This window comes from Phycicoccus flavus, assembly GCF_004025965.2.
GTDB lineage: Bacteria > Actinomycetota > Actinomycetes > Actinomycetales > Dermatophilaceae > Phycicoccus > Phycicoccus flavus.
This window is the reverse complement of sequence record NZ_SAYU02000044.1, coordinates 16740-34834: the sequence shown is the minus strand read 5'-3', so window position 1 is coordinate 34834 and position 18095 is coordinate 16740. Positions and strand designations below refer to the sequence as shown.

At 75.9% G+C, this 18095-nt stretch carries 14 protein-coding genes; 5 read left to right on the top strand and 9 right to left on the bottom strand.

Annotation, left to right across the window (positions count from 1 at the left end):
• On the top strand, nt 1-1051 hold a 1051-nt coding region (locus tag EPD83_RS13335; RefSeq protein ID WP_165566699.1), incomplete at its 5' end, for a TlpA family protein disulfide reductase.
• Here EPD83_RS13335 and EPD83_RS13330 read toward each other — a convergent pair.
• Both EPD83_RS13330 and EPD83_RS13325 read right to left on the bottom strand, forming a co-directional pair.
• Nucleotides 1035-3743 carry a DNA translocase FtsK gene (locus EPD83_RS13330; protein WP_165566698.1) on the bottom strand — a complete coding sequence of 903 codons (2709 nt, stop codon included), beginning with the start codon at nt 3741-3743 and terminating at the stop codon, nt 1035-1037. The genes EPD83_RS13335 and EPD83_RS13330 overlap by 17 nt on opposite strands.
• A gap of 596 nt (nt 3744-4339) precedes the next feature.
• Nucleotides 4340-6025 carry a ribonuclease J gene (locus EPD83_RS13325; RefSeq protein WP_165566697.1) on the bottom strand — a complete coding sequence of 562 codons (1686 nt, stop codon included), beginning with the start codon at nt 6023-6025 and terminating at the stop codon, nt 4340-4342.
• 128 nt (nt 6026-6153) lie between these two features.
• Here EPD83_RS13325 and EPD83_RS13320 point away from each other — a divergent pair, with 128 nt between their 5' ends.
• Genes EPD83_RS13320 through EPD83_RS13305 form a run of 4 tightly spaced genes read left to right on the top strand, consistent with a single transcriptional unit; the run spans nt 6154 to nt 8475 of the window.
• The gene (locus EPD83_RS13320; protein ID WP_128368048.1) at nt 6154-6885 is read left to right on the top strand and encodes an enoyl-CoA hydratase-related protein; all 732 of its coding nucleotides are present in this window, start codon (nt 6154-6156) and stop codon (nt 6883-6885) included.
• Nucleotides 6885-7463: a GNAT family N-acetyltransferase gene (locus EPD83_RS13315; RefSeq protein ID WP_128368049.1), complete on the top strand. Its 579-nt coding sequence runs from the start codon at nt 6885-6887 to the stop codon at nt 7461-7463. Before EPD83_RS13320 ends, EPD83_RS13315 begins: the two co-directional genes overlap by 1 nt.
• Nucleotides 7460-8167, top strand: coding sequence for an AzlC family ABC transporter permease (locus EPD83_RS13310; RefSeq protein ID WP_128368050.1), 708 nt, complete (start codon nt 7460-7462; stop codon nt 8165-8167). Before EPD83_RS13315 ends, EPD83_RS13310 begins: the two co-directional genes overlap by 4 nt.
• Nucleotides 8164-8475 (top strand): AzlD domain-containing protein, encoded by a 312-nt coding sequence (locus EPD83_RS13305; RefSeq protein WP_128368051.1) that lies wholly within the window; start codon nt 8164-8166, stop codon nt 8473-8475. The genes EPD83_RS13310 and EPD83_RS13305 overlap by 4 nt, the downstream gene beginning before the upstream one ends.
• Nucleotides 8476-8484: 9 nt before the next feature.
• Here EPD83_RS13305 and EPD83_RS13300 read toward each other — a convergent pair whose 3' ends face one another.
• The 7 genes from EPD83_RS13300 to EPD83_RS13270 are packed head-to-tail and all read right to left on the bottom strand — an operon-like array spanning nt 8485 to nt 18095.
• Complete coding sequence (locus EPD83_RS13300) at nt 8485-9168, bottom strand: sirohydrochlorin chelatase (RefSeq protein WP_128368052.1); 684 nt, start codon at nt 9166-9168, stop codon at nt 8485-8487.
• Nucleotides 9165-10277, bottom strand: a complete 1113-nt coding sequence (locus tag EPD83_RS13295; RefSeq protein WP_128365914.1) for a uroporphyrinogen-III synthase — start codon at nt 10275-10277, stop codon at nt 9165-9167. The genes EPD83_RS13300 and EPD83_RS13295 overlap by 4 nt, the downstream gene beginning before the upstream one ends.
• Complete coding sequence (cobA, locus tag EPD83_RS13290; protein ID WP_128365915.1) at nt 10270-11505, bottom strand: uroporphyrinogen-III C-methyltransferase; 1236 nt, start codon at nt 11503-11505, stop codon at nt 10270-10272. Before cobA ends, EPD83_RS13295 begins: the two co-directional genes overlap by 8 nt.
• Entirely contained in the window at nt 11502-11879 is a 378-nt protein-coding gene (gene nirD, locus EPD83_RS13285) for a nitrite reductase small subunit NirD (RefSeq protein ID WP_128365916.1), read from the bottom strand. The genes cobA and nirD overlap by 4 nt, the downstream gene beginning before the upstream one ends.
• On the bottom strand, nt 11876-14443 hold the full coding sequence (nirB, locus tag EPD83_RS13280) for a nitrite reductase large subunit NirB (protein WP_128365917.1): 2568 nt from the start codon (nt 14441-14443) through the stop codon (nt 11876-11878). The genes nirD and nirB overlap by 4 nt, the downstream gene beginning before the upstream one ends.
• Entirely contained in the window at nt 14440-15927 is a 1488-nt protein-coding gene (locus tag EPD83_RS13275; RefSeq protein ID WP_128365918.1) for an FAD-dependent oxidoreductase, read from the bottom strand. The genes nirB and EPD83_RS13275 overlap by 4 nt, the downstream gene beginning before the upstream one ends.
• Entirely contained in the window at nt 15924-18095 is a 2172-nt protein-coding gene (locus tag EPD83_RS13270; RefSeq protein WP_235950586.1) for a molybdopterin oxidoreductase family protein, read from the bottom strand. Before EPD83_RS13270 ends, EPD83_RS13275 begins: the two co-directional genes overlap by 4 nt.

Sequence of the window (18095 nt, the reverse complement as noted above, 5' to 3'; positions counted from 1 at the left end):
AATGTCGAGTGCGCTCCTGCTGCCCCTCGTCACCTGCTCCGCCGTGCTGGTGGCCAGCGGGGTCGCCAAGCTCCGCGACCCCGCCGCCCTCGACCATGCCGTCGTCTCGCTGCGCGTGCCCGCCCCGTTCGACGGCCGGCTCGCCCGCCGCGCGCTGCCCTGGGTCGAGATCGGGCTCGGGGTGTGGCTGCTCCTCGGCACCGGCGTGCTCCACGTCCTCCTCGCCTTCGCGGTGCTCGTCCTCCTCGGCGCCTACACCGCCCTCGTCGCGCGGGCCCTGCGCGGACCGGACCCGGCCGAGTGCGGCTGCTTCGGCGCGCTCGGTGACTCGCGGGTCACCCGGGCGACCCTCGCCCGGAACGTCCTGCTCGTCGTCGCGGCCCTCGCGACCCTCGTGGCCGCCCTGCGCGACGTCGCCTTCCTCCCCGCGGCGCTGGCCGGCGACCTCGGCCTGTGGGGCTGGCTGCTCGCCGCCGGGCTCACCGCGGGGATCGCCGCGCTCGTCACCTGGCGCTCGGACGGGGGCGCCGCGTCGTCCGCGGGGCTCGCCCCGGCCTACGACGAGGACGGCGAGTACGTGCGGCGGGAGATCCCCGAGGTGCAGGTGCTCACCGACGACGGCGATCTGCTGCTGCTCGGCAACGAGGTCCGCCTCGCCGCCCGGCTCCTGGTCTTCCTCAGCCCCGGCTGCGGACCCTGCCAGCGGATCGGGCCGCTCGTGCCGCAGTGGGCGCAGGACCTCGACCCGGTCCGGGTGCACGTCGTCCTCTTCGGCCGGCCCGGCGCGCTGGCCCGGCTGCCGCACCTGCGCGGGCACGCGTGGTTCGACCCGCACGGCGTGGCGATGCGCACGCTCGGCCAGGGCACGCCGTCGGCGGTCCTGCTCGGCGCCGACGGGCTGCTGGCCGGAGGCCCGGTGAGCGGCGAGGAGGCCGTCGTCGACTTCGTCGAGGAGGTGCGCCGGCACCTGGGCCTCGGGACGACGCCGGTGGCGGAGGCCGACACCGGGGGTTCGGAGTCGGTCGCCCCCGCGGTCAGCGACGCCCCGTGAGCTCCCAGGCGTCCTCGTCGCCGTCGTCGTCGGCCACCGCGTAGCGGTCGAGGTCCGCGGCCACGGCGTCCGGCCCGTAGTCGCGCACGGGAACCGGGGCGGTGTCGTGCTCGGCGACCGGCTCGTCGTCCGCCGCGGGCGGGGCGACCGGCGCCTGCGCGTCGAAGGGCTCGTCGGGCTCCGGGACCTCGTCGCCGCGCATGAGCGCCAGCGTCGTCGGCAGGTCGTCGGGCTTGACGAGGACGTCGCGGGCCTTGGACCCCTCGGACGGGCCGACGACGCCGCGGGACTCCAGCAGGTCCATGAGCCGGCCGGCCTTGGCGAAGCCGACCCGCAGCTTGCGCTGGAGCATCGAGGTCGAGCCGAACTGTGTCGTCACGACGAGCTCGGTGGCCTGGAGCAGGATGTCGAGGTCGTCGCCGATGTCGTCGTCGACCTGCTTCTTCGGGGCGGCCTGGACGACGTCCTCGCGGTAGCGCGGCTTCAGCTGCTCGGTGACGTGGGTGACGACCGCCTGGATCTCGCTCTCGGTCACCCACGCGCCCTGGACGCGCATCGGCTTGCTCGCGCCCATCGGCAGGAACAGCGCGTCGCCCTGGCCGATGAGCTTCTCGGCGCCGGGCTGGTCCAGGACGACCCGGCTGTCCGCCAGCGAGGACGTCGCGAAGGCCATCCGGGAGGGCACGTTGGCCTTGATGAGGCCGGTGACGACGTCGACCGAGGGCCGCTGGGTCGCGAGGACGAGGTGGATGCCGGCGGCCCGGGCCAGCTGGGTGATCCGGACGATCGACTCCTCGACGTCGCGGGGCGCCACCATCATGAGGTCGGCGAGCTCGTCGACGATGACGAGGAGGTAGGGGTAGGGCGCGATGACCCGCTCCGACCCCGGCAGCGGCTGGACCTTGCCTGCGCGGACCGCCTTGTTGAAGTCGTCGATGTGCTTGTAGCCGAACTGCGCGAGGTCGTCGTAGCGGGTGTCCATCTCGCGCACGACCCACTGCAGCGCCTCGGCGGCCTTCTTGGGGTTCGTGATGATCGGGGTGATGAGGTGCGGGATGCCCTCGTAGCCGGTGAGCTCGACGCGCTTGGGGTCGACGAGGACCATCCGCACCTCGTCCGGGGTGGCGCGCATGAGCACGGAGGTGATCATCGAGTTGACGAAGCTCGACTTGCCGGCGCCGGTGGCGCCCGCGACGAGCAGGTGCGGCATCTTCGCGAGGTTGGCGATGACGTAGCCGCCCTCGACGTCCTTGCCGACCCCCATGACCATCGGGTGCTCGGTGCCGCGGGCGACCTGGCTGCGCAGGACGTCGCCGAGGCTCACCTTCTCGCGGTCGGTGTTCGGGATCTCGATGCCGATGGCGGACTTGCCCGGGATGGGGCTGAGGATGCGCACGTCGGCGGACGCGACGGCGTAGGCGATGTTCTTGGACAGGGCCGTGACCCGCTCGACCTTGATGCCGGGGCCGAGCTCGACCTCGTAGCGGGTCACCGTCGGCCCGCGGGTGAAGCCGGTGACCTGGGCGTCGATGTCGAACTGGTCCAGGACGGTGGTCAGCGCGTCGACGACCCGGTCGTTGGCGGCGCTGCGGGTCTTGTGCGGGCTGCCCGGCTCGAGGATCCCGGAGTCGGGGAGGGTGTAGGTGACGTCGCCCGCCAGGGACAGCTGCTCGACGCGGGCCGGCAGCTGGCTGGTGGGCGGGGGCTCCAGCGCGGGCTTCGCCGCTGCGGCGGCCGCCGGGGCGGGCGCGGCGGGTGCAGCGGGCGCGGCCGGTTCGGCGACGGGCTCGGCGGCGGCGGGGCGCTTCTGGCCGGGGCGCAGCCGCTTGCCGGTGCGCGGGTCGACGACCGCGGCCTGCTCGAAGGCCTCGTCGCCGACCATCGGGCCGTCGGGGTCGGCGGCGGGCCGGGCGGGGCGGCGACGACGGGGACGCGCGGCGTCGGGGCCGGCGTCGGCGTCGTCCTCGGTGCGCGGCTCGGCGCCGGTGAGGCGGTCCATGACGGCGGCGAGCCGGGCGGGGACCTGGTGCAGCGGGGTTGCCGTGAGGACGAGGAGGCCGAAGAGGCCGAGCAGGAGGAGCAGCGGCACGGTGCCGTAGACGGAGACGGCGGCCTCCAGCGGGCTGGAGGCGAGGAAGCCGATGATGCCGCCTGCGGCCCGCATGCCGGTGGCGCCGTCGGGCGGGACGGGGATGCCGGCCGCCACGTGGACGAGCCCGCAGGCGGAGAAGGCGAGCGCGGTGGTCCCCACGGCGAGGCGTGAGGTGGCGTCGCCCTCCTGGGGGGCGCGCAGGACGCGCAGGCCGAAAAGGAGGAGGACGAGCGGCAGGGCGTAGCCCACCTTGCCGAAGGTGCCGGCGACGACGGCGTGCACGATGACGCCCACCCCGCCGGACAGGCCCCACCACTCGCGCGCGGCGACGACGACGGCGAGGGCCAGCAGGAGGAAGCCCAGCCCGTCGCGGCGGTGCTCGGGCTCGAGGTCGCGGCCGGTGTCACCCACCTTGCGGGCGACGGCCCCCGTGGCGTGCGCGAGACCCATCCACGTGCTCTGCGCCGCGCGCAGCGGCAGCGGCAGGCCCTGCCGCCGGCTGCGGGCCGGGGCCTTGCGGGTCTTCGGGGCCGCCTTGCGCGTCGCGGGCCGGCTGCTGCCGCCGCGGGCGCGGGAGGTCGAGGACGTACGGGTCGCCATGCTCGGAGGCTACGCGACAGTCACACACGACACACGCGTCACACGCGGGCGGGACGGAACGCGGCGACGCGGTGGCCCGCCCAGCCCCTGTCGCCGAGCGGGCCACCGCGTCGAGTCGGAGGGTCTGGCTTCCCTCCGGACCGTGGTGACGACCGCTCGGGCCCCTGCCCTCCCGTCGCGTCCGGCCGGCACGTCGTGCGCGCCGGCCGGACGGGGCGGGTGAACCGCGAGACCATGACCCGAGGTCGGTCGTCACCGTGGTGGCGTCGTGGTCCCGGCCCCCTGCGGCCTTGACCACGTCCTGACGAGTACTTTACGAACGCTTTACCTTCTGCGCCAGACTTTCGACCGACGATTTCTCGGGACACCCTCCAGAAACGTGGTGCGGGCGAGGCGCAGGAGCACCGCAGTGACCGCGTGGGGCGGATGTGGCTGAGAGATCTCTCAGAACATTCGCCAGCGGACGAAGTTTCTCGCCTGATCCCGGAACCTTCGGGTTCGCGCACCTTCCGTTGGTGCGCGAACCCGAACCTCGGGGGATCAGGCGAGAAAGTTGCGCGAGGTCGGGGTGGGGTTGGGGCGGGGTGGGGCGGGGGTCAGGCCTCGATGACGGTGGGGATGATCATCGGGCGCCGGCGGATCTTGCGGCCGACCCAGGTGCCGATGGTGCGCCGCACGACCTGCTGGAGCTGGTAGGTGTCGGTGTCGCCCTGCGCCGTCGCCTCGGCGAGCGCGGCCTCGATGCGCGGCCGGATCTCGTCGAAGACGACCTCGTCGGGCGCGAAGCCCCGGGCGAAGATCTCCGGCCCGGCGAGGACCTTGCCCGTTGCCGAGTCGACGACGACGACGACGGAGATGAAGCCCTCGTCGCGCAGGATGCGCCGGTCCTTGAGCAGGGCCTCGTCGGCCTCGCCGACGGAGGAGCCGTCGACGTAGACGTAGCCGCACTCGACCGCGCCCGCGACGCGCACCTTGCCCTTCTCGAGGTCGACGGCGACGCCGTCCTCGACGACGACGACCCCGCGGGGGTGCACGCCGGTCCGCACGGCGAGGTCGGCGTTCGCGACGAGATGGCGCCACTCGCCGTGCACCGGCATGACGTTGCGCGGCTTGACGACGTTGTAGAGGTACAGCAGCTCGCCGGCGCTGGCGTGGCCGGAGACGTGCACCTTGGCGTTGCCCTTGTGGACGACGTCGGCGCCGAGCCGCATGAGGCCGTTGATGACCCGGTAGACGGCGTTCTCGTTGCCGGGGATGAGCGAGGACGCCAGGAGCACGGTGTCGCCCTGGCCGACCTCGATGCGGTGGTCGCGGTTGGCCATCCGCGACAGCGCGGCCATCGGCTCGCCCTGGGAGCCGGTGCACACGAGGACGACCTTGCTGTCGGGCAGGTCCTTCAGCTGGTTGACGTCGACGAGGACGCCGTCCGGGACGCGCAGGTACCCCAGGTCGGCGGCGATGCCCATGTTGCGCACCATCGAGCGCCCGATCATCGCGACCTTGCGGCCGGAGGACGCGGCGGCGTCGAGCACCTGCTGGACCCGGTGGACGTGCGAGGAGAAGCAGGCGACGATGATCCGCCGCTCGGCCTGACGGAACACCGTGGCGATGGCCGGGCCGATCTCGCGCTCCGGCGTCGTGAAGCCGGGGACCTCGGCGTTCGTGGAGTCGGTGAGGAAGAGGTCGACGCCCTCCTCGCCGATCCGCGCGAAGTGGCGCAGGTCGGTGAGCCGGCCGTCGAGCGGCAGCTGGTCCATCTTGAAGTCGCCGGTGTGCAGCAGCGTGCCGCCCGGCGTGCGGACGCACACCGCGAGCGCGTCCGGGATGGAGTGGTTGACGGCGAGGAACTCGCAGTCGAAGACGCCGAGCCGCTCGCGGTCGCCCTCGCGCACGCCGAGCGTGTACGGCGTGATCTTGTGCTCGCGCAGCTTGGCCTCGACGAGCGCCAGCGTCAGCTGCGAGCCGACGACCGGCAGGTCCGGCTTGAGGCGCAGCAGGTACGGCACGGCGCCGATGTGGTCCTCGTGGCCGTGGGTGAGCACGAGGGCCTGCACGTCGTCCAGCCGGTCCTGGATGGAGGTGAAGTCCGGGAGGATGAGGTCGATCCCCGGGTGATGGTCGTCGGGGAACAGCACGCCGCAGTCGATGACGAGCAGCTGGCCGTCGTGCTCGACGACGGTCATGTTCCGGCCGACCTCGCCGAGCCCGCCGAGGGCGGTGACCCGGACACCTCCCTTCGCCAGCGGTGCAGGGGGGTCGAGGTCGAGGTGGGCGTGAGTCATGCGTCCTTCAGGTCGGGTGGGGGCGTCGCCGGGGTGCGGCGCGCGGCGTCTCCAGCGTAGTGCTCCCCCGGTGCCCGCACGTCGGTGGCGCCGGGGGCGGCGGCCGGCGCTCGGTTAGGGTCGGCCTCGTGACCGTCCACCTGCGTACCGAGGGCGAGGTCGGTGTCCTCACCATCGACCGCCCGGCCCGCCGCAACGCCCTCGACCTCGCGGGCCTGGAGGCCCTGGACGCCGCGGTGGCCGAGGCGGTGTCCACCGGCGCGCGGGCGCTCGTCCTCACCGGCGCCGAGGGCCACTTCTGCTCCGGCGCGGACCTCTCCGAGCTCGAGGACGTCTCGTTCACCCGACGCCTGGCCCAGGTGCTCCAGGCGCTCGCGGCCGTCCCGGTGACGACCGTGGCCGCGATCGAGGGGGCGTGCATGGGCCTGGGGATGCAGCTGGCGCTGGCCTGCGACGTGCGGGTCGTCGCGGACGGGGCGCGCTTCGCCGTCCCGGTCGCGCGCCTCGGCCTCATGGTCGACCACGGGACGCTCGACCGGCTGGCCCGGTTCTGGGGCGAGGGCGCCGCCCGTCACCTCGTCCTCACCGCCGCCGTCCTCGACGCCGACGACGCCTGGCGCCTCGGGTTCGCCCAGGCCCGCGGCGGCCTCACCGACGCCGTGGCGCTCGCGGGGCGCGCGGCCGCCCTGGCCCCGCTGACCCAGGCGGGCTCCAAGGCCGGGCTCGGGGTGCCCGCCGACGACGAGGACGCCGTCGGGCGCTACGAGGCGGCCTTCGCGCGGGCCTGGGCCAGCGAGGACCTGGCCGAGGGACGCGCCGCGTTCGCCGAGCGACGCGACCCGCACTTCCGGGGGGCCTGATGTCCGACCACGAGCACTCCCCCGGCCCCCAGGCCGACGCCAGCGTCCGCCGCGCGCGCCCCAACGACGCCCCCGCCGTCGGGCTGGTCCAGGCCAGCGTCTTCCGTGACACCTACCGCGGCCGGGTGCCCGAGGAGGTGCTCGCCGCCTTCGAGCCCGAGCCCTTCGCCCGCGCCTGGCGCGAGAGCCTGACCGCCCCGCCGGAGGGCGTGCACCGGTTGCTCGTCGCCTGCGCCGGCCCGCAGGTGGTCGGCGCCGCGGCCACCGGACCGTCGCAGGACCCGGACGCCGGTGGCGCCTGGGGCGAGCTCGGCCTCCTCGCCGTCCACCCCGAGGCCCGCCGCCAGGGACACGGCTCGCGCCTGGTCAACGCCTCCGTCGACCTCCTGCGCGACGCCGGGGCCGAGGCCGTCGCCGTCTGGCTGCCGGCCGACGCCGACGAGACGCGCGCCTTCCTCGCCGCCTCGGGGTTCGCGCCGGACGGCGCCTTGCGCGAACGCGTCGTGGGGCCCGGTGGCGAGACGCTGCGCGAGGTGCGGCTCGTCGCGGCCCTGGGTCCGGAGCCGGACGAGCGGTGACCGCCGCCGCCGAGGCGCCGCTCCCGGTGCAGCGGCGCCGCGAGGTCGTCCGCCAGGGGCTCTGGGTGGGCCTGGCCACCGGGGCGTACGGGATCTCCTTCGGCGCCCTGTCCGTGGCCGCGGGGCTCAGCGTCGCGCAGACCCAGGTGCTCTCCCTCCTGCTCTTCAGCGGCGGGTCGCAGTTCGCCGTCGTCGGCGTCCTCGGCGCGGGCGGGAGCCCGGTCGCCGCGGTCGCGACCTCGACCCTGCTCGGGGTCCGCAACGGCCTCTACGCCCTGCGGACCTCCCGCTTCCTCGGGGTGGACGGCGTCCGCCGGCTGCTCGCGGCGCACGTGACGATCGACGAGTCGACGGCCGTCGGGACGGCCCAGGCCGAAGGGCCGGCGCAGCGCCTGGGGTTCTGGGTCACCGGGCTCACCGTCTTCTCGGGCTGGAACCTCATGACCCTCGCCGGCGCCCTCGTGGGCAACGCCCTCGGCGACCCGCGCACCTACGGCCTGGACGCCGCCGCGGCCGCCGCCTTCGCCGCGCTGCTCTGGCCGCGCCTGCGCGACGGTGACGCCGCGGCCACCGCCGTCCTCGCCGTCGCGGTCGCGCTGCTGGCCAGCCCCGTCCTGCCGGCCGGGCTGCCCGTCGTGCTCGCCGGCCTGGCCGCCGTGGCCGTCGGCCTGCGTCCCGGGCGCCGTCCGGAGCCGGCGCCGTGACCTGGGCGACGGTGCTCGCCGCGGGGGTCCTCGCGTACGCGCTCAAGCTGGCCGGGTACGTCGTCCCGGCCTCGTGGGTCGAGGGCGAGCGACGCTCCCGGGTCGTCACCCTGCTGCCGGTGGCCCTGCTCTCCGGGCTCGTCGCGGTCCAGACGCTCGTCGGGGACGGGGGCGGCCTCGTGCTCGACGCACGGCTCGTCGCACTCGGGGCCGCGGTCGTCCTGCTCGTGCTGCGGGCGAACTTCCTCGTCGTCGTCGCGGGGGCCGCGCTCGTCGCCGGGCTCCTGCGGGCCGCCGGCGGGGGCTGAGACGCCCGGCTACGGGACTGCCGACGCGCTGCGGTAGCGGTCGAGGACCACCTCGACGACGCGCGCGTCGGGCAGCAGCGGACCCGAGACCGCGTCGGCGCCGGCCCGGCCGAGCCGACGCTGGAAGAACCCCGGCGCCAGGAGGTAGGAGGCGACGACGACCCGCCCGGCACCCTCGGCCCGGGCGGCGGCGACCTCGTCGGCCACGCTCGGCGACGGCCCGGCGGCGTAGCCGACCCGCACCGGGCGGCCGAGCCGGGCGGCGAGCCGCTCGCCGGTCTCGCGGGAGTCGGCCTGCGCCCGCTCGTCGCTGGAGCCCGCCGGGGCCAGGACGACGACGTCGGCCCGGCCCGCCTCCTCCCCCAGCCGGTCGACGACGACGTCGACGAGCCGGTCGTCGGGGCCGAGGGCCGCGGCGACGACGACGTCCGGCCGGTCCGCGACGGCCTCGGCGAGGTCGACCCGGACGTGGAACCCCGCCGCCAGCAGCAGCGGCACGACGACCCCCGAACGCCCGTGCGCCTCGGGCAGGTCCGCGACCACCTCGCCGACGACCGGCCCGTGGACGTCGACGTAGGCCTCGCGGACGTCGACGCCGGGCAGCCGGGCGGCGACCGCCTCGACGCAGGCCGTGACGACGGCCCGGCCCGCGGTGTCGCGGGTGCCGTGCCCGCACACGACGAGCGAGGTCACGAGGCCGTGGCCAGCGAGTAGCCGCGCTTGACGACGGTCCGGACGAGGTCCCGGGATCCGCAGTTCGTCCGCAGCCGCGCGATCGCCACCTCGAGCGCGTGCACGTCGCCCGAGCCGCCGGGCAGCAACGGCATGAGGCGCTCGCGGGGCACCACGGTGCCGGGGGCCCGGGCCAGCTCGGTGAGGATGGCGTGGCCCGTGGTCGTCAGGGTCAGCGGCCGGCCGTCGAGGACCGCGCCTGCGGCCCGCACGGCGAGCGGACCGGCGACGGTGGGGATGTGCGGCTGGGCGGCGTAGTGGCCGATGATCTCGCGGACCACCGCCCCGAGCCTCCAGCGCCCGGGGACGAGCGGGTCCATCCCCACCTCACGCAGCGGTGCGGCGGTCACCGGACCGACCGTGGCCAGGACGAGCGACCCGCCGAGGTTGCGCCGACGCACCCCGGCCAGCTGCTCGGGGTCGGCGGCCCCGAGCCACGCCGCCACACCGGGGGCGGAGGTGAAGACGACCCCGTCCAGCGCGCCGCCCGCGGCCCGGTCCACCGACCCGGCGAGCACCGCCGGGTCGGCCGGCCGGTAGCGGTAGACGACGAGGCTCGTCACGACGGCGCCCGCCTCCGCCAGGGCGGCGTCGAGCCCGTCCGAGCCGCTGCCGTGGTGCTGGACGGCGACCCGCTTGCCGGCGACACCCTCGGCGAGGAGGAACTCGCGGATCTCGGCGGTCGTCTCCGAGGTCGCCACCCAGTCGGCGGTGAGCCCGGCCGCCTCGATGGCACCCCGGGCCTTGGGACCGCGGGCGACGATCCGGGCGGCGCCGAGCGCCTCGACGAGGTCGTCCGCGAGACCGACGGCGTCGGCCGCCTCGACCCAGCCGCGGAAGCCGATGCCCGTCGTCGCGACGACGACGTCGGGCGGGTCGGCGACGATGTCGCTGGTCCGCTCGACGAGCGCCTCGTCGTCCAGGTGCGGCACGACCCGCAGCGACGGGGCGTGCTCGACGAGCGCCCCGCGCCGTTCCAGGGCGCTCGCGAGCTCGCGGGAGCGGCGGTCGGCGGTGATGGCGAGCGTGCACCCGGAGAGCACCTGGTGCGGGCGGCGGGACTCAGACATCGGCGGCCTCCCGGACCGGGGTGGCGCAGACCTCGTCGTCGAGGAAGCCCTCGGCGGCGACCAGGCCCAGGACGACGATCGCGGGTGCGCGCACCCCCGCGGCGGCCATGACGCGGGCGGCCGTGCCGATCGTCGCGCGGCTCACGCGCTCGTCCACGGTGGAGCCGCGCTCGATGACCGCGACGGGCAGCTCCGGGTCGACGCCGTCGGCCAGGGCCGCGGCACAGATCTCCGGCAGCGAGGAGACCGCCATGAGCAGCACGACGGTGGCTCCTGCCAGGAGCGCCGCGGTCGTCGCGGGCTCGGCCCCGGCGTGGCCGGAGGCGACGAGCACGGACGTGGCGACACCCCGCTGGGTGACGGGGATGCCGGCCAGCGCCGGCACGGAGAAGGCCGAGGTGACGCCGGGGACGACCTCGACCGGGATGCCCGCGGCACGGCAGGCGTGGACCTCCTCGCCGCCCCGGCCGAAGAGGTAGGGGTCCCCGCCCTTGAAGCGCACCACCGTCCGTCCGGCCGAGGCGTGCTCGACGAGGAGCCGGTTGATCTCGTGCTGCGGCACCGGGTGGTTCGTCGGGCTCTTGCCCACGTCGACGACCTCGACGTCCTCGGGCAGCTGCTCGAGCAGCCAGGTCGCACCCAGCCGGTCGGTGACGACGACGTCGGCGGTGGCGAGCGCCTCACGCCCCGCGGTCGTGACCAGGCCCGCGGCCCCCGGCCCGCTTCCGACGAGCACCACGCGGCCGGTCCGGCGGCGGTGGCGCCGGAGGTCGACCTGTCCCGCCTCGACGTACCACCCCAGGGCGTCACGGACCGCGGCGACCCGCCGCGAGTCGGCGGGTCCGTTGCTGACGACACCGACCCGCAGGTCGCCGTGAGTACTGGACGCCGCGACCTTCGCCGACCCCGACAGCCCGTCCGAGGCGTTGACGCACCACGTGCGTCCTGCCTCGGCCCAGCCCGCGACCCGGGCGTTGAGGTCCCGGTCGTCGGTCGCCGCGACGACGAGCCAGGCACCGTCCAGGTCCTCCGGCCGCACCGGGCGGGCCCGCAGCTCGACGTCGCCGTGGGAGGCGACACGGCGCGCCTCGTCGGTCGGAGAAGGGTCGACCAGCAGCACGCGGGCGCCGTCCTCGAGGAACCGGCGGGTGCGGCGCATGCCGACGTGACCGGCGCCGACGACGACCACGCGGCGTCCGGCCAGGTCGAGCCCGACGAGGGTCGTCACCGGACGGGACGCGGGTCGAGGAGCACGCGTCCATGGTCGACACGGACGCCGTACACCGGCAAGTCGGGCCCACGACCCGGGCGGGGGTCCATCCCGACGGCGTCCAGGCACTGCCCGTCGACGAGCGAGAAGACCTGCTTGTAGACCGGGGAGGCGATGGTCGGGACCTCGCCGCGCGAGCCGGTGATGCCGCGTGACATCACCGCGGCGCCGGAGTACGGGTCGAGGTTGCCCACGGCGTGCACGCTACCGTCGGCGAGCCGGAACACCGCGACCTGCTCGTCGCCGACGAGGGCGGCGACGCCGAGGTCGGGAACGAGCCGGTCGAGGGCGCAGAGGTCCACGAGTCCCGGGCGGGCGGCGACGGCGGTCATGAGCGGACCTCCAGGGTGGTCGAGGCGATGAGGACGGGACCGGCGGCGCGCTCGGCGTCGGTCGCCGGACGGCGCTGACCGCGCTCTTCGACGTACGCGAGGGTCGGGTCGGGGGTGTCGGGAGCGTTGACGAACGAGGCGAACTGGGCGAGCCGCTCGGGGTCGCGCAGCACCGCCGCCCACTCGTCCTCGTAGGACTCGACGTGCCGGGCCATCTGGGCGTCCAGGTCGGCGCCGAGGCCGAGCACGTCGTCGACGACGATCTCGCGGATCCGCTCCAGGCCGCCCTCGTGGTCGGCCTGCCACACCGCGGTGCGCTGGAGCCGGTCGGCCGTGCGGACGTAGTACATGAGGTAGCGGTCGACGACGCGGACGGCGGTCTCGGTGTCCACGTCCTCGACGAGCAGCTCGGCGTGCCGGGGGGTGAACCCGCCGTTGCCGCCGACGTGGACGTTCCAGCCGTTCTCGGTGGCGATGAGCCCGACGTCCTTGCCCCGCGCCTCGGCGCACTCGCGGGCGCAGCCGGAGACCCCGAGCTTGATCTTGTGCGGGCTGCGCAGGCCGCGGTAACGCAGCTCGAGCATGACGGCCAGGCCGACGCTGTCCTGCACCCCGTAGCGGCACCACGAGGACCCCACGCACGACTTCACCGTGCGCAGCGCCTTGCCGTAGGCGTGCCCGGACTCCATGCCGCCGTCGACGAGACGCTGCCAGATGGCGGGCAGCTGCTCGAGACGGGCGCCGAAGAGGTCGATGCGCTGACCGCCGGTGATCTTCGTGTAGAGCCCGAAGTCCTTGGCGACCTGCCCGATGAGGAGCAGCTGGTCGGGCAGGATCTCGCCGCCCGGGACGCGCGGGACCACCGAGTACGTGCCGTCCTTCTGCAGGTTGGCCATGACCCGGTCGTTGGTGTCCTGCAGGGCAGCACGGTCCTCGGCCAGGACGTGCTCGTCGTAGAGGCTGGCGAGGACGGAGGCGACGGCGGGCTTGCAGATGTCGCAGCCGCGGCCGGTGCCGAACCGCCCGACGATCTCGCTCCAGCGCCGCAGGCCGCTCACCATGACGGCGTTGAACAGCTCGGCCCGCGCCATCGCGAAGTGCTCGCACATCGCCGACGACACGGCCAGGCCGGCCTCGGCCAGCGACACGGCCATGAGCTTGCGGACGAGCGGCACGCACGAGCCGCAGGAGGTGCCCGCCCGGGTGCACGCCTTGACGGCGGGCAGGTCGTGGCAGCCCTCCGCGACGGAGGCTCGGACCTCACCGGCCGACACGCCGTTGCAGGAGCAGACCTGCGCGGCGTCGGGGAGCTCGGTGCGCGGGCGGGCGCCGGCGTCCTCGGGCAGCAGCCACAGCGCCGGGTCCGAGCCGAGCTCGGCGCCGACCATCGGCCGCAGCGCGGCGTAGCCCGAGGCGTCACCGACGAGGATGCCGCCGAGCAGCACCCGGGCGTCGTCGGAGAGGACGAGCTTCTTGTACGTCCCGGCGACCGGGTCGGAGTGGACGATCTCCAGGGCGCCGGGGGCCTGCCCGAACGCGTCGCCGAAGGAGGCGACGTCGACGCCCAGCAGCTTGAGCTTGGTCGACAGGTCCGCGCCGGGGAAGGTCGCCTCCCCGCCGAGCAGGCGGTCGGCGACGATCTCGGCCATCGAGTATCCGGGGGCGACGAGGCCGAGGCAGCGGCCCTGGATGTTCGCGACCTCGCCGACCGCCCACACCCGCTCGTCGGCGGTGCGGCAGTGGTCGTCGACGAGGACGCCACCGCGCTGGCCGGTGGCGAGGCCGGCCGGGGCGGCGAGCTCGTCGCGGGGCCGGACGCCCGTGGCGACGACGACGACATCGACCGGCAGGGCGGCGTCGTCGCCGGTGAGCCGCAGGCCGCCGACCCGGCCGTCCGGGCCGGCCTCGACGGCCTCACTCGCGGCGCCGGTGCGCACCGTCACCCCGAGACCCTCGACGATGCGGCGCAGCGTGGCCCCGCCGCCCTCGTCGACCTGCAGCGCCATGAGCCGTGGCGCGAACTCGACGACGGTCGTGTGCGCCCCGAGGCCGTGCAGGGCGCCGGCGGCCTCGAGGCCGAGCAGCCCCCCACCGACCACGGCGCCGCGCACCGGCCGGTCCAGCTCCGCGGCCCGCGCGTGGACCCAGTCCCGCAGCGCGACGACGTCCTGCACGGTGCGGTAGACGAAGACCCCGGGCAGGTCCGCGCCGGGCAGCGGCGGCACCCAGGCGTAGGACCCGGTGGCGAGGACGAGGTGGTCGTAGCCGACGACCTCGCCACCGGCCGTCGTCACCGTGCGCGACCCGCGGTCCAGCGCCGTGACGGCGCTGCCGAGCCGCAGGTCGACCGACCCGTCGGACCACAGCGTGGGGTCGCCGAGGGCGAGGTCGTCCGGGGCGGTGCCGGAGAAGAAGGCCGAGAGCGCGACCCGGTCGTACGGGGCGCGGTCCTCCTCGGCGAGGACAGTGACGGTGAAGGCGCGTGCGGTGTCGCGGGCCCGGAGGGCCTCGACGAACCGGTGGGCGACCATGCCGCCTCCGACGACGACGACGTGCTCGGTCATGACTCGCTCCTCACGAGATCGGGGACGGGGGGTTCTTCGTGGTCGGCGGTGGGGTCCGCGGGGATGGCCGTCGTCGCGACGAGGGCCTCGACGACACTGCGGCAGTCCCCGCAGCCGGTACTCGCCCGCGTGGCGGCGGAGACCTCGGCCGCGCTCGCGCAGCCGGAGCGCACGGCCGCCCGGACGGCGCCGGCGCTCACGCTGTTGCACGTGCAGACCCGGTCGGCGTCCGCGAGGTCGGCGGGCTCGCGAGCCGGCGCCGCGCCGCCGCCGGCGAGGGCCCGGACCATGAGCATCGCGGGGTCGTCCGGCACCGTGGTGGCCCGGGTGTAGAGCGCCGAGAGGGTGGCGCCGACCTCGGCGTCGCCGAGGCAGGTCGCCCCGGCCAGCCGGCTGCCGGCGACGACGACCTCGACGAAACGGCCGCGCTCGGGGTCCTTGAGGGACAGCACCCGGTAGCGGGGGTCCTCCCGGTCGAAGTCGCCACTCACACCCATGCTCACCACCGACAGCCCGGACGCCTTGACCCGCACGACGTCATGGGTGGGCATGCCCGCGACGGAGTCCCGTGCGCTGAGCATCGCGACGAGGTGCCGCGCCTGCTCCCAGCCCTGGGCGACCAGCCCGGTGGCGCCTGCGGGCGGCTGCGCGCAGTCGCCCACGGCGAAGACGTGCGGGTCGTCGGTGGCGAGGTCCTCCCCGACGAGGACACCACGATCGCAGGCGAGCCCGGCCCGGCGGGCGAGCACCGTCTCGGGCACGGTCCCGGTGCACATGACGAAGAGGTCCGCGGCCGCCTCCAGCCCGTCGCTGAACCGGACGGCCGAGAGCCGGCCGCGGTGCGTGACGACACCGGCCACGGAGGCGCCGGTGTGGGCGGCGATGCCGAGACGGCGCAGGCTGGCCACGGCGACCTGGGAGGCCTCCCACCCGAGCTGGCGGTCCATGAGCCGCTCACCGAGGTGGACGACGCGGACGGCGAGGCCGCGGGCGGCCAGCCCGGTGGCCACCTCGACCCCGAGCACCCCGGCTCCGAGCACCACCGCCCGTCGGGCACCGGCGGCGGCCGCGACGATGCCGGTGGCGTCGGCGAGGTCCTTGAGGACGAAGACGCCGGGGACCAGGCCCCGGTCGTCGGCGACGCCCTGGATGGCCGGGACCCGGGCGGCGGATCCGGTGGCGAGGACGAGCCGGTCGTAGGGGTGGTGGCCACCGCGGTCGTCGGTGACGAGCCGGCCGGCGCGGTCGACGTCGGTGGCGGCGACGCCGGTGAGCACGCGCAGCCGCGGGTGCGGCGGGCCGGCCAGGGCGAGCAGGTCGGGGGCGGTGGTGCCCGCGACCACTCCGGAGAGCAGCACCCGGTTGTAGGCAGGCACCGGCTCGCGGCCGAGCACGGTGACCTCGGCGGCGGGGTCGGCGGCGACGAGGTCCTCCGCGAGGCGGGACCCGACCATGCCGTGGCCGACGACGACGACGCGGGTCATGCGGGCACCTCGTGGGGGACGGGGACGGCGGGGAGGGCGGCCCGGGCCAGCGAGACCGCGCAGACCTTGAACTCCGGCATCCCGGAGACCGGGTCGGTGGCGTCGGTGGTCAGCAGGTTGGCGCTGTGCGCGTCGGCCCAGTGGAAGGGCAGGAACACGGTGTCCGGTCGCACGGTGTCGGTGACCCGGGCCCGGACCTCGAGCGCGCCGCGCCGGGAGGTGATGCGCACCCGGTCGCCGTCGGCGACGCCGAGGTCGGCGGCCAGCAGTGGGCTCAGCTCGGCCAACGGCTCGGGGGCTGCGTCCACGAGCTCGGCCACGCGCCGGGTCTGGGCGCCGGACTGGTAGTGGTGCAGCACCCGGCCGGTGACGAGGTGGACGGGGCGCTCGGGCGTCACGTCGTCGGACGGGCCGCGGTGGTCGACGGCGACGAGCCTGGCCCGGCCGTCGGGGGTGGCGAAACCGTCCGCGAAGAGGCGCGGCGTGCCCTCCGGGCGGTCGGCCGGGCACGGCCAGTACAGGGCCTCCCCCGCGTCGAGCCGGTCGTAGCTCATGCCGGAGTAGTCGGCCTTGCCGCCGGTCGAGGCCCGGGCCAGCTCGTCGAACACGGCCCGCGGGTCGTCACCGAGGTCGTGACCGAAGCGGCGGGCGAGCTCGCGCAGGACCCACAGCTCGTCCCGCGCGTCCCCGGGCGGCGGAACGGCCCGCCGGCGCCTCACGACCCGGCCCTCGAGCGTCGTCATCGTCCCCTCCTCCTCGGCCCACTGGGCGACGGGCAGGACGACGTCGGCGAGCCGGGCGGTCTCCGAGGGGACGACGTCGCTGACGACGAGCAGGTCCAGCCGGCCGAGCGCCGCCCGGACCGCGCCGACGTGCGGCGCCGACACGGCGAGGTTGGCGCCGTGGACGAGCAGCGCCCGCGGCCCGCCCTCGGTGCCGAGCCGGCGCAGCAGCTCGACGGCGGGGACGCCGGGGCCGGGCAGGTCGGCCGGGTCGACGCCCCAGACGGCCGCCACGTGGCGCCGGGCGTCGGGGTCGGCGACGAGCCGGTAGCCGGGCAGCTGGTCGGACTTCAGCCCGTGCTCGCGCCCGCCCTGCCCGTTGCCCTGGCCGGTGAGCGGGCCGTAGCCCGAGCCGGGGCGGCCCGGGAGGCCGAGCGCGACGGCGAGCGCGATGGCGGCCGACACGGTGTCGGTCCCCTGGGTGCTCTGCTCCATGCCGCGCCCGGTGAGGACGTAGGCCCCCGGCCCTCCGTGCGCGGGAGCGGCGGCGGCGAGGAGCCGGGCGGTCCGTCGCAGGGCCGGGGCGGGGACGCCGCACACCTGCTCGGCCCGCTCCGGCCACCAGCGGCTCACCGACGCCCGCACCTCGTCCCAGCCCGACGCACGCTCGGCGAGGTACGCGGTGTCGGTGAGGCCCTCGTCGACGAGGACGTGGAGCAGCGCGAGGAGGACGACGAGGTCGGTGCCGGGGACCGGCGCGAGGTGGAGGCCGGCGCCGTCGGCCGTGAGCCCGGCCGTCGCCGAGCGCCGCGGGTCGACGACGAGCAACCCGCCGCGGGACCGGGCGCCGGCGAGGTGCTGGACGAGCGGCGGCATCGTCTCGGCCGGGTTGGAGCCGACGAGGAGGACGGCACCAGCGCCGCCGAGATCGGCCAGCGGGAAGGCCAGGCCCCGATCGACGCCCAACGTGCGGTTCGCCGCGGCGGCGGCCGACGACATGCAGAAGCGGCCGTTGTAGTCGATGTACGGGGTCCGCAGGACGACCCGCGCGAACTTCCCCAGGGTGTAGGCCTTCTCGTTGGTGAGCCCGCCCCCACCGAAGACGGCGACGGCGTCGTGGCCGTGCTCGGCCTGCACCGCGGCCAGCCGGGCGTGGACGAGGTCCAGCGCCTCCTCCCACGTCGCCGGGCCCAGCACCCCGTCGCGGCGGACCAGGGGCGTGGTGAGCCGGTCGGGCGCGGCGAGCACCTCGGCGGCGCTCCACCCCTTCTGGCACATCCCCCCACGGTTGGTCGGGAAGTCCCGCGCCGTCACCTCGACGGGCAACGGCCCGGACGCCCGCGGCGTGAGGGTCTGGGCGCACTGGAGGGCGCAGTAGGGGCAGTGGGTGGCGGTGGGGCCGCCGGCGGGCGGCCCCACCTCCCTCCGGTCGTGGGGGGCGGTCAC

Bases quoted from the DNA above. Each gene is read 5' to 3' on its own strand.
- EPD83_RS13330 (WP_165566698.1), bottom strand. From the start codon at position 3,743: ATGGCGACCCGTACGTCCTCGACCTCCCGCGCCCGCGGCGGCAGCAGC.
- EPD83_RS13325 (WP_165566697.1), bottom strand. From the start codon at position 6,025: ATGACTCACGCCCACCTCGACCTCGACCCCCCTGCACCGCTGGCGAAG.
- EPD83_RS13315 (WP_128368049.1), top strand. From the start codon at position 6,885: ATGTCCGACCACGAGCACTCCCCCGGCCCCCAGGCCGACGCCAGCGTC.
- EPD83_RS13295 (WP_128365914.1), bottom strand. From the start codon at position 10,277: ATGTCTGAGTCCCGCCGCCCGCACCAGGTGCTCTCCGGGTGCACGCTC.
- nirD (WP_128365916.1), bottom strand. From the start codon at position 11,879: ATGACCGCCGTCGCCGCCCGCCCGGGACTCGTGGACCTCTGCGCCCTC.
- nirB (WP_128365917.1), bottom strand. From the start codon at position 14,443: ATGACCGAGCACGTCGTCGTCGTCGGAGGCGGCATGGTCGCCCACCGG.
- EPD83_RS13275 (WP_128365918.1), bottom strand. From the start codon at position 15,927: ATGACCCGCGTCGTCGTCGTCGGCCACGGCATGGTCGGGTCCCGCCTC.